Below are 11623 nucleotides of genomic sequence, written 5' to 3' on the forward strand. Positions count from 1 at the left end.
CTTGTAACTGGTTTTTTGGCAGTACAATTTTTTCGTCGCTGGATATTATTATTTTCATTCTTCATGAATGGCTTAAGATGAATATCGAAAGTCCTGCCTGCATTCAGGCTTCTATCTCAATGAAACGTTTGGCACTGTCAGCGTGAAGGATTGCATCATTTTGTTTACTTCGCACTAAAGCGAAGGCTTGCTTTAGATCAGCCAGTAAATCTGCTGAATCTTCAATTCCTACAGACACCCGAACCAGACCTTCGGAAATTCCAAGTGCCTGACGTTCTTCCGGGGTATTTTCCACATGACTGGTTGTCCGAGCAGGCCCATAAATAGTCTCGACCGCACCCAAATTACCCGCCCGATGCGCATATCTGAGCAGCGGGAGCAAACGAGTGACAGTGTCCATGCCTCCTTTAAGCACGAAGCTGACGATGGCTCCGAATCCGTTCATTTGCGATCGAGCAATGTCATGACCAGTGTGTTGAGGCAAGCCCGGATAGTTCACGGACTCTACCAACGGCTCGGTACAGAGGTACTCGGCCAAAAGTTGTGCGCTCGCCTGTTGCTGACGAAGGCGCAGAGCCAGAGTCTTGATGCCACGGATGATTAGATACGCCGAAAAAGGATCCAGCGATGCCCCATTGATTTCGCGGTAATGGCGAACTTGAGACATCAGATGCTCAGCGCCGCAGACTACACCGCCGAGTACATCACCATGACCGGACAGAAATTTGGTCGCGCTGTGCACAACCACATCAACGCCTAAAGCGAGCGGATTCTGATTTAGAGGCGTCGCGAATGTGTTGTCCGCAACAACCAAAGCACCCACTCGCTTCGCCGCTGCCACAAGGCGCCGAATATCAACAATTTTCAGCGTAGGGTTCGTGGGTGTTTCCAAGTACAGGACGCTGCATCCTTTAGCAATCTCCTGCTCAAGAACCACAGTGTCGAGCGTATCGCAAAGGGTTACCTCTACCCCCATGCGTGGAAGGAACTCCTCAAAAATCTTGTTCGTACCACCGTAGCTGTCACGTGTAGATATCACACGCTGCCCATAGGATAGGAAGGTGTGTAGTACACCGCTGATTGCGGCCATTCCGGTGCTGAAAGCTACGGCCGACTCTGCGCTTTCGAGTTCACAGAGTTTATCTTCCAGGACAGAGACCGTGGGATTGCTCATTCGGCTGTAAATGAAGCCGGGCTCCTTTCCCAATGCCACGTCATACCACTTGTCGATATCGTCATAGCCGTAGGCGGCACTGACCACTATGGGAGCTTGGGTCGCATTGTAGGGATGTTGAACCTGCTCTCCTGCCCATACGACTCGAGTTCCCATCCCAACCTCTGAAGCTTGGACGGTGCGTTTTTTGTTTTCCATAAAGTTGTCTCGCATCAAGGGAAACACAACCGTGTTCCTGGTGGGCTTGGGAGGACTATATGGAAGGCTCGTGCTTGTGAAAAATCATGATATCTGGGAGTAAGGGGTGCTTTTTTTAATGGCTGGATGCCAGGTACAGAGTGTCAAACCGTTACTCGCTGAGAAGTTCTCACCAACATTCAGCTGCTCAGGCCCCTCAGTGCCGTGGATTTGCTCATCATTGAGCGTCACTGCGGATGAAGGCACTGGTGGTGGTTTATAAGCGCTGCTGGTCGAGCAACCTGCCAGGGTAAGCAACAAAAATGGACGTGCAGCACTTCAATAACGTCATGCCACACCTTCCTTGTATTTTCCGGAATAATTTCCGGTAAATCAGAGCTTAGGCAGCGTTAGCATGGCCGGTTGACGCAGACGCCGAACGGAAGGTTGTTCATAACCGGCTTTCAGCAGAATCGGTCGTTTTCACCCGGTAGCTTTACAGCGCTGGTTTGTCACTGCGGGCCTTGAGATTGGCTTTGAGCTGTTCGCTCATTGGCATGTTCAGGTTCATTCCTTTCGGAGGTATCGGTGATTGAAACCACTTGGTGTATAGCCTTTCGAATTCGCCTGACGTCATGAGACGGGTTATGGTGTCATCGACCAATTCCTTGAACTCAGGATCATCTTTGCGAAGCATGCAGCCATAGGGTTCAACTTGCAGCGCATCACCCACTACTTCGAGCGCGTCGGGATTTTTAGAGTTCGCCATGAGGCCAAACAGCAGTACATCGTCCATAGCAAACGCCACGGCACGATCATTTTCAACCAGTGCCAAGGAGTCGTCGTAGTCTTTGCCCAGGACGATCTGTATGTCTAGATTGTGGTCGGTACTGTATTGGCGGATGACCTTCTCGTTGGTGCTACCGGCGGTGCTGGCGACAGTCTTCTTTGCGAGATCGGTATAGTTCTTTATGCCGGAGTTCTTCTTAGTCAGTAGGCGCGTACCGGTGTAGAAATGGCTAATTGCAAAAGCTACGTCCTTGCCACGCGCAGCGTTGTTGGTGGTGGATCCGCACTCCAGATCGTATGTGCCGTTGACCAGCAACGGAATGCGGGTTTGCGAAGACACAGGAATGTAAGCCACTTCCAAGTTCGGCTTCTTGAGCTTCCTGCGCACATCATCAACGATGGCATCGGTTAAATCGACTGAGAAACCCACGGCTTTGGTAGGGCTAATCAAGTAGCTGAAAGGTACCGATGCCTCGCGGTAAGACACGGTGATTTTGTTACTGTCGGCAACTTTTTCGAGTGTCTGCGAGTTGGCGTGAGGGGTGATGGCAGACAAGCCAGCAGCGAGAATTGCCGCTGCTACGAAATATGAGGTTTTCATGGGACTCCCTTGAAAGTATGAAAAAACACACTGACAAACGTAAAGGATGAGCGCCAATTTCCAGCATTTCTAAAAAATGTTGTTAGAAACATAAAAAAGATACGCCCAAGGAAGGTAGATACTTTGCGCCAGATCAAGAAAATGCGACTCACCTCAGCCCGCTATGCAGCGATGCGCGATGTAGTGCCGTCTGTCAGGGGGTGATGAAACCCTCCCCTCGTATGCTGGTTAAACCAGCCTGGTCGGTGCCCGGCAAGCTGATGTTCTATGTCTTTGTCGCCCTCTTGATCTTCGCCGTACTGGGGCGTGGTGTGCCGCATTTCCGGGGGCAGCCTGTGGCGCTTCCTGAAATACGTCAAAGATAGTCTCGTGATGTTTGCTGCTACGGTGACTGCAGTCGGTGTGCCGCGGGTGAAGCCTGCCTGCCGTGATTGGTTCATTTAACGGCAAAGGAATGCCCGTGATTGTCAGGTCGTTTTTTTGAGCTTATCTTATACAAAACCTATACAGAGACATGATCAATGTATAATAAAAGGTGTTGGCCACTGACGCTGTACTTTGACGGCGATTGCCCGTTGTGTGCGCGAGAAATTAAGGTTCTGCGCCGACACGCCGCAGAGAGCCGACTGCTTTTTGTTGACATAAACAGTGCTGAGTTTGACGCCAAAGCACTTGGTTTCACGTTGGAGCACATGCAGGCGACGCTTCATGCCTGTTTCGCCGACGGCCGCTGGGTTAGCGGTCTGGATGCCACCCTATGGAGCTGGCGTGCCGCTGGCCTGGGATTTTGGGCCCAACCGCTTAGCTGGCGTGCACTCAGACCGCTGCTTGCACTCTGTTATCGGCTGTTTTGTCGTCTTCGTCCCCATTTAGCGTGGTTACCTCACCCCGATGGCCGCCGTCGATGTATCGGTGACCGGTGCGCGACGAAGAGCCTGAGCCACAGGTGATCTCGCGCAACTCGTGTTATCTGCCTCATATCGTGCGCAGTAGAAACGGCCCTACCACCAAGGATTGCCGTCTGATGAAGCGCAGCATGGCTGCGAGGAGTCTAAATGAACCCATCAATAGCCGAGCATTACCGTGAAATTCTCGTCGCCATAGGCGAGAACCCTGACCGTGAGGGACTGCTGGATACGCCCAAGCGCGCAGCCAAAGCGATGCAGTACCTTTGCAACGGCTACACGATGAATCTTGAGGAAGTTATCAACGGCGCACTGTTCGAATCGCTGAACGACGAAATGGTCATCGTGCGCGACATCGAACTGTATTCATTGTGCGAGCACCACATGTTGCCCTTCATCGGCAAAGCTCATGTCGCGTACATCCCGACAGGCAGGGTATTGGGCCTGTCCAAGGTCGCACGAGTGGTGGATATGTTTGCCCGACGCTTACAGATTCAGGAAAACCTCACCAAACAAATTGCCGACGCCCTTCAGCACATGACCGATGCAGCCGGTGTGGCTGTGGTTATTGAGGCAAAGCACATGTGCATGATGATGCGAGGCGTGGAGAAGCAAAACTCGGTGATGACCACATCGGTGATGCTGGGCGCCTTTCGCGATTCGTCCGCTACGCGTCACGAATTCCTTCAGTTGATAGGACGAATCGGTTAGCGCCGAAAAAACATGTCTTTCTGCGCAGAGGCTAAATGAACAGTTCCTTCCGTATGAACTCCCTTGGCGAGGGCTACCGTGCTTTGGTGATAGGCGCCAGTGGAGCGCTTGGCACCGCGTTTTGTGAGTTGCTCAACGAAGATCCAAAATGTTCGGTTGTTCGTGAACTGGGGCGCAACAGTGCTCCAGGATTGGATCTGGAAAAGCCCGACAGTATCGCCAGCGCGGCCGTCGAATTAGCTGAAGAAGCTCCTTACCAGTTGATTTTGCATGCTGCCGGTCTGCTTCATCGCGAAGACATCAAGCCTGAAAAAAGTTACACATCTATTGAATCGGATGCGCTCCAGGCGATATTCCAAGTCAACACACTCGGGCCTGCACTTGTTTTGCGTCACTTCCTGCCCTTGCTTGACCCCCACGGCGTGATGGCGGTGCTCTCCGCCAAGGTGGGCAGCATCGGCGATAACCGTTTGGGGGGCTGGTACGCCTATCGCGCCTCCAAGGCAGCATTGAACATGTTGATTAAAACGGCTGCGATCGAACTCGCACGGACACGCCCTCATACCCGCTTATTGAGCCTTCATCCTGGCACCGTTGTTTCGGGCCTTTCACAACCCTTTCGTAGTGCCTCGGCAGCCAGGCCGGCAAGTATTGCTGCCGAGGAGTTGTTATCACTGATTGATCGTTTGGCGCCTGCCGATAGCGGCAATTTCTTTGCATATTCCGGAGAACGCCTACCTTGGTAGGCAGGGAGTGAATGTTGAATCTGCAAGCGTTGACCGAACGGGCCGCGAAGGGAGAAGTACGAGAGCTGGAGCTGCTGTCTCTGGAAGGCGGTTTTTATCTGGCGCGAGTCAGACTGGATCACGGCCAGTTCACGCTGCTGAACGATGAAGCAAAGCCTATTCACCTTCACTCCATTAATCATCTGCGTGAGTTGTTGCAGTTTGTCCCACCATTCCCCTGCGTGCTTGTGCAGCAGTGTGTCCATGACGAGATGTGCGGCTCACGGGAAGGGCCCATCGAGTCGTTACGCATTTCTTTTTCGCTGACTGCACCCTGGTGATTCTCTTTCCTTTGGAACCTGTCGAATGAACAAGACTCACCGACTATGTTTGGTCTTGGGTGACCAGTTGTCCTTCGACCTGCCATCATTAAAGGGGCTGGATGCCGAGCAGGATACGATTCTGCTGGTTGAGGTGATGGAGGAAGCTAGCCATGTGCCTCATCATCCGCAAAAAATCGCGCTGATCTTCAGTGCGATGCGCCATTTTGCCGAAGCATTGAAGCAGCTCGGCCTGCGAGTGCAATACGTCACCCTTGACGATCCGCACAACAGCGGATCGGTGCCAGGAGAGTTACGACGTTGGCAGTCGCTGCTGCACCCAGTGGAACTGCACCTGACCGAGTGTGGAGATTGGCGCCTGGAGCAGTCGCTCAAGGACTGTGGCTTAGCGATCCATTGGCATAGCGATAGCCGTTTTCTCTGCACCCGCGCCGAGTTTTCGTCCTGGGCCAAGGATAAAAAACAACTGCGCATGGAGTTCTTTTATCGTGAGATGCGGCGCAAGAGCGGCTTGTTACTCAATGGTGACGGCAGCCCGGTCGGCGGCGCCTGGAACTTTGATGCCGAAAACCGAAAGGCACTTCCCAAAGGCTTAAGAGCCCCCTCGCCCATGCGCTTTTCGGCCGATGCGATGACACAGCACGTGCTGGAGCTGGTCGCAAAAAACTTCTCCGGCCACTATGGCGCCCTCGACAACTTTGACTACCCGGTGACCCACGACGATGCCCAAGCCTTGTGGGACTACTTCCTCGACTGGGGGCTGGCAGCCTTCGGCGACTACCAAGATGCGATGGCCAGTGATGAGCCCTTCCTGTTTCATGCGCGGATAAGCGCCGCGCTGAATATTGGTCTGCTGGATCTGCGTAAATTGTGTAACGACGTGGAAGCTGCTTATTGGGCGCACAGGATCCCGCTGAATGCAGCTGAAGGCTTTATCCGCCAACTCATCGGCTGGCGTGAATACGTTCGGGGCGTCTATTGGCTGAAGATGCCCGACTACGCCTATGGCAATCTGTTTGGCAACAGCAGACCGCTCCCAGAGTTCTATTGGACGGGCGACACCAGGATGAATTGCATGGGCCAAGCGATCGGCCAAAGTTTGAAACATGCCTATGCCCACCATATCCAGCGGCTGATGGTGACCGGCAACTTTGCACTGCTGGCCGGCATCGCGCCAACCCGGATTTGCGACTGGTACCTGGCGATCTACATGGACGCATTCGACTGGGTCGAACTACCCAACACACTGGGCATGGTCATGCACGCCGATGGTGGTTACCTGGGCTCCAAGCCTTACTGCGCCAGTGGCCAATACATAAAGCGCATGTCCGACTACTGCCGTAATTGCGTGTACAAAGTCAGTGAAAGCACGACGGACGACGCCTGCCCTTTCAATTCGCTTTACTGGCATTTTCTAATGCGTCACGCCGACCTTTTGCGCTGCAATCAGCGCATGGGCATGGTCTACAAAAACCTCGATCGCATGACTGAATCAAAGCAGCAAGCGCTATGGGATCGTGGCCAGAAACTGCTCGCCAAACTGGATGCCGGGGAGTCGTTTTGAAGAAGAGTGAACTCCCGGTCAAAACCTGTGCGGTCTGCGGACTGCCCTTCGCCTGGCGCAAGAAATGGGCGCGCTGCTGGGCTCAAGTGCGCTATTGCTCGCAGCGTTGCCAACGGCGCAGGAGCATTGAATGGTGAGAGTGTGAAACAGATAAGAGTACGTCTCCTGCAGGGACTCAAAGCACCCGAGGATCTACGCCTTCAACTTGAGTCTGGTAGGTGGTCTTCAGTCGCAGCTTCTACACATTAGGCACAGAGATTAAAAGCTCTGGTCGTGGTCTCGCAGTAGAAATCCGTTTTGTTTCGCATGGATCCCCTTTCCGTTCGAATTTCAGGGACAACAGCTCTCGATATCATCTTCACGCCCTATCCAAGCCCCTTCGCTATTAGTGGCCATACGACATCATCGCAAACGACCGTTGTCAATTTCCGATTTGGAGCATGAGCGGACATGAGTTGACTGGAAGCTTCCTAAAAAACGCTCGGGATCTACCTTATGGGCGGCACCGCTCTCTCCCTCGTATTCGCGCGACGACATCCGAAAGATCTAAATGGTGCATATGATTATTCATTTAATATTTAATTCTTTCAAAAGGCGGCAAATTTTCGGGGATGAGAGCTCTATGCTCGCCTATACTAAAAATGTTAAGTCATTTTGGCGAGCTCGATTAACAAGGTATTGATATATATGGAAATTTAAATATTGGTTGCCTTTGAGGGTGCTAGTTAATAAATTTTTCTGTGAGATGGTTTGGTGTCGTGACGAGGTTTTGATATGAACGTCTTGTTGAAAGAACTTCAGGCCTATCATCATGAGGCAGCTATAAAAATCACTCAGATCAAAGAGTTGCTGAGGAAGATAAGGCATGAATCCGATGGTTCTGATGACTGCAAGTTGTTGTTCAAGATGCTGGAAGCCATGCATGGTGACGCAGAACAACACCACCATGAAAATGAAGAACTTATTCGGCTGTATTTGCTAGGGACTGAGGCACCGATCCACCAACGGGTCAAGGATATCGAGCGAGATCATCAAGCATTTGGACGCATTGCTGGACAGCTAAAGATGTTGGAGGATACAACTCAGGAAACGAGAGTAATTGCTGACACTATCGATGACTTTATCAAAAAATACTTCGATCATATGGACTCGGAGGAAAATATTTTCTTTCCGTTGGCAGATAAGTGGCTGTCAGACGAGCAGTGGCAGGAAATAAAACGTCAGTGGCATTAATTGGGTCTTATCGTAGACCTTAAAATTCTAGCTACTACTTAGTCCGCGATCTAACAAGCTCGGTTTGCTTTACTTGATTTGGTAATCGGAAAATTGAAATGCGCTCATTTAAGCCTCTTCACTTTTTCTCCGGTGAGAAAAATTATAAACTCGGAATCGCTGATTTGACTGACCGGCCAAAAATCTATCGCGCGCAAATATGATGATCCGTTAACCCACTTTGACTCATCGCCAATCATGGCATCTCGTGACGACTGGCTCGTTGATTCAACAATCGTGTATTGCCGTCCAAACTTACCTATTGCTTCGAAGCGATCGGTTTCTTGAAGACGACCTCCATTTCGGTTCATAGATGTTAAAAGATAGCATCGTGGCGCTAAATTGCCAGAAAACGGGCTTGTTTCAGCTTCAGTGATTTATCCGATGTAATAGGCAAGCCCTCAAACGTCGCTGCAAGCGTAATCGGCTTCAAAGATGATGTTATTGGCGCTTTGCCGACCTCTACAACTAGCCCCATAAATGCACATCCTTACCCAGTGGATCGATTCCCGTCACATACCAGAGGCAAGAGCGTATGCGTTAACCACTCGGGTGCAGGGTGCGTTTAGCTAGCGTAGCGAACGTCCTGATTGGCCAAACCTACGATTTACTGCCGCCTTAGCATGCTGTGGCTTGTGTCGTAGCGGCCATGATTCAGGTCGTATTTGGGTACATCCAGATCTTACCGGTCAGTATAGTCAATTCCGTCCCTATGCCGGAGTGCCTTAAGTTGGACAATACCCGCGAGCGCTTGATTGACTCAGCGCTGAAGCTATTTCTGTCACAAGGTATAAACATTACTGGTGTGATGGCCATCGCCGCGATGGCGGGCGTTACCAAGATGACGCTCTACAACCATTTCCCCTCCAAAGATGCGCTGATAGTGGCTTGCCTTGAGGAGCGTGACCGACGCTGGCGTGAAGAGGTAGCGCGCACCTTGGCAGGGCATCCTGACCCGGTCAGTGGCATGCTCGCTTTTTTCGATTTGTATCAACGCTTTCTTTTGCAAGATAGCGAGCGCGGGTGCCTGTTCGTCAACAGTGCGGCTGAATTCCCCAAGTTTAGCCACCCTGTGCATTTGGCAGTGAGCAGGCATAAGCAAGGGATACGCGAAAAACTTACTGACTTGGCTGTGAGCGCCGGTACAAGCGACCCTGACGCAGTTGCTGAGGGGCTCTTTATCTTGCTGGAGGGTAGTTTTGTCAGCGGCGCCATGGGCCAGGATGTGCGGGTATTCGACACTGCCCGGCACGTAGCTCATTGCTGGATCCGGAAGCTGTGCCAGAAGGAGCAGAGCGTATGACCCTAGGTTTAATAGCGGCCATTGCCGCCACTTTTTCCTGGTCACTTCTCTACATCTTTCCGGGGTTGGTCGGCGATTACAGCCTTTTTGATCTGGCTGTGGTGAGCTATGCCTTTGCCGGTTTAGGTAGTCTGCTTGTGCTGTTTGTTTACCGTAGCGAAGTGAGGCAATTGCGACTTACCGACTGGGCCTGTGCAGCACTGCTGGGCTTCTTGGGATACATCGGCTACTTCTTCCTGATCACCACTGCGGTCTTGGCAGCTGGGCCGGTGATTCCTCCGGTAATGATGGGGTCAGTACCGATTGTGCTAGCGATTGCCGGCAACATGCGAAGCTCCAGCGTGCCCTGGCGCGCCATTGCCGGGCCGCTGCTGGTGGCCGCATTGGGCATAAGTTTGGTCAACTTGAGCGTGTTTGATTTTAGCGCCGCAAAGGTGGTGCTCCCGACCCATTCGATACTGCTGGGGCTGCTCGCATCGTTAATGGCAATTGGATTTTGGACGGGCTTTGGATTGTTAAATGAAAGTGCTTTGGCTCAGCGCCCAAGCATGTCGCCCATGTTGTGGTCAGCCATGCTGATCTTCATGTGCAGCGTCGAGATACTGGCGTTCATACCCGTTGGTCTGCACTTGAACCTGTCCCACTTCGCTAGCCATCCGAGCGGGTTAGCAGGTACTCAGGCGCTATTAGTCTGTGGGTTGATTCAGGGGTTAGGGGCTACCCTTGCGGGTGCCTGGGCGTGGTCAATTGCAACTCGACGTCTACCTTTGGCGCTCAGCGGGCAATTGATCGCCAGCGGAACCATTTATGCAACTACGATGGGCCTGCTGATCAACCAACGCTGGCCCTCTCCTATGGAAGCGCTTGGGACAGGGTTGCTATTGGTCGGGGTGGTATGGGCAATTCACGCCTTTTATCGCAGGCAAACACGCCTCGTGGTGGGATAACTGACCTTGGCCAAAACTAATTCGACTGCGCCGGCAGCAGTAATAGCCCCTTTGGTATCCTTTGCAGCGTCTTGTTCATCACTACCCCATTTCTCAGAGTCGCCAATTCGCTAGGAGGTAGCCGACCGGGGCCACCACCTTTTTGGATTTACTCCTGCGTGCCAGCAGAGGCCTGGACGCGGGTTTTCCACAGCGACAGCAGCACACCGCCCAGCAGCAGCACCAGGGTCACGCTCAGGGAAATAACCGCCGGAATCTTGCCGATGATGCCGACCAGGAAGATCTTGCCTCCGATAAACACCAGCACCAGTGCCAGCGCGTACTTTAGGTAGGCGAAGCGGTGAATCATCGCCGCCAGGGCGAAATACAACGCACGCAGGCCAAGGATGGCGAAGATGTTCGAGGTGTAGACGATGAAGGGGTCTTGGGTGATGGCGAAGATCGCCGGCACACTGTCCACGGCGAACACCAGGTCGGCACACTCGATCAGCACCAAGGCCAAGAACAACGGCGTCGCCCAGACCACGGACTTGCCGCTGGCATCTGCCTGACGGACAAAGAAGCGCCCTTCATGCAGTTGCTCGGTCACCCGCATGTGTTTGCGCAGGAACTTCACCAGCAGGTTTTCGCTAAGGTTTGGATGGGCATCGACCTTGCTGAACAGCATCTTCACTCCAGTTAACAGCAGGAAGATGCCGAACACATAGAGAATCCAGCTGAACTCGGCGATCAGCGCCGCCCCCAGGCCAATCATGATCGCGCGCATCACGATGACACCGAGAATGCCCCAGAACAGCACCTCGTGCTGATACCTGCGCGGGATAGAGAGGAAGCTGAAGATCATCGCCATCAGGAACACGTTGTCCATCGACAACGATTTCTCGATCAGAAAACCGGTGTAGAAATCCATCCCGGCGTCAACCCCCTTGACCTGCCAGACCCAGAGGCCAAACAGCAAGCCAGCCGTGATATAGCCAGCAGACAGCAGCAGACTTTCAGTAACGCCGATTTCTCGCTGCTCACGGTGGAGAACCCCGTGAACGAGCCCCATGAAAGACAGGACACCGTTTCCTCCTTACGATAAGGGATAGGCAAACGGTTATGTTTATGACTA

The 11623-nt window shown here is 52.6% G+C and carries 12 protein-coding genes; 9 read left to right on the forward strand and 3 right to left on the reverse strand.

The window, feature by feature from the left end; genetic code table 11:
* Positions 1-103: 103 nt before the first annotated feature.
* Both AC1Q8Q_RS28500 and AC1Q8Q_RS28505 read right to left on the reverse strand, forming a co-directional pair.
* On the reverse strand, positions 104-1372 hold the full coding sequence (locus tag AC1Q8Q_RS28500; RefSeq protein ID WP_489325017.1) for a cystathionine gamma-synthase family protein: 1269 nt from the start codon (positions 1370-1372) through the stop codon (positions 104-106).
* A 475-nt stretch (positions 1373-1847) separates the two neighbouring features.
* Positions 1848-2741, reverse strand: a complete 894-nt coding sequence (locus AC1Q8Q_RS28505) for a transporter substrate-binding domain-containing protein (RefSeq protein ID WP_492615793.1) — start codon at positions 2739-2741, stop codon at positions 1848-1850.
* Positions 2742-3262: 521 nt separating this feature from the next.
* Here AC1Q8Q_RS28505 and AC1Q8Q_RS28510 point away from each other — a divergent pair.
* The 9 genes from AC1Q8Q_RS28510 (at position 3263) to AC1Q8Q_RS28550 (ending at position 10509) form a co-directional block, all read left to right on the forward strand.
* The gene (locus tag AC1Q8Q_RS28510) at positions 3263-3691 is read left to right on the forward strand and encodes a thiol-disulfide oxidoreductase DCC family protein (protein ID WP_492615794.1); all 429 of its coding nucleotides are present in this window, start codon (positions 3263-3265) and stop codon (positions 3689-3691) included.
* A 105-nt stretch (positions 3692-3796) separates the two neighbouring features.
* On the forward strand, positions 3797-4357 hold the full coding sequence (gene folE / locus AC1Q8Q_RS28515) for a GTP cyclohydrolase I FolE (protein ID WP_033044513.1): 561 nt from the start codon (positions 3797-3799) through the stop codon (positions 4355-4357).
* A 35-nt stretch (positions 4358-4392) separates the two neighbouring features.
* Complete coding sequence (locus tag AC1Q8Q_RS28520) at positions 4393-5103, forward strand: SDR family NAD(P)-dependent oxidoreductase (protein WP_492615795.1); 711 nt, start codon at positions 4393-4395, stop codon at positions 5101-5103.
* A gap of 14 nt (positions 5104-5117) precedes the next feature.
* Positions 5118-5423, forward strand: coding sequence for a DUF6482 family protein (locus AC1Q8Q_RS28525; protein ID WP_083350156.1), 306 nt, complete (start codon positions 5118-5120; stop codon positions 5421-5423).
* 25 nt (positions 5424-5448) lie between these two features.
* Entirely contained in the window at positions 5449-6987 is a 1539-nt protein-coding gene (locus AC1Q8Q_RS28530) for a cryptochrome/photolyase family protein (RefSeq protein WP_492615796.1), read from the forward strand.
* Positions 6984-7124 carry a DUF2256 domain-containing protein gene (locus tag AC1Q8Q_RS28535; RefSeq protein ID WP_080725393.1) on the forward strand — a complete coding sequence of 47 codons (141 nt, stop codon included), beginning with the start codon at positions 6984-6986 and terminating at the stop codon, positions 7122-7124. The genes AC1Q8Q_RS28530 and AC1Q8Q_RS28535 overlap by 4 nt, the downstream gene beginning before the upstream one ends.
* Before the next feature lie 637 nt (positions 7125-7761).
* On the forward strand, positions 7762-8220 hold the full coding sequence (locus tag AC1Q8Q_RS28540) for a hemerythrin domain-containing protein (RefSeq protein WP_492615797.1): 459 nt from the start codon (positions 7762-7764) through the stop codon (positions 8218-8220).
* A 769-nt stretch (positions 8221-8989) separates the two neighbouring features.
* Complete coding sequence (locus tag AC1Q8Q_RS28545; RefSeq protein WP_168758092.1) at positions 8990-9562, forward strand: TetR/AcrR family transcriptional regulator; 573 nt, start codon at positions 8990-8992, stop codon at positions 9560-9562.
* Positions 9559-10509 (forward strand): DMT family transporter, encoded by a 951-nt coding sequence (locus AC1Q8Q_RS28550; protein ID WP_492615798.1) that lies wholly within the window; start codon positions 9559-9561, stop codon positions 10507-10509. The genes AC1Q8Q_RS28545 and AC1Q8Q_RS28550 overlap by 4 nt, the downstream gene beginning before the upstream one ends.
* A 148-nt stretch (positions 10510-10657) precedes the next feature.
* Here the strand turns inward: AC1Q8Q_RS28550 and AC1Q8Q_RS28555 are convergent, their stop codons facing one another.
* Positions 10658-11560: a TerC family protein gene (locus AC1Q8Q_RS28555; protein ID WP_492615799.1), complete on the reverse strand. Its 903-nt coding sequence runs from the start codon at positions 11558-11560 to the stop codon at positions 10658-10660.
* Positions 11561-11623: the final 63 nt, after the last annotated feature.

It is taken from the genome of Pseudomonas sp. GW823-FHT06B06, from assembly GCF_058795195.1.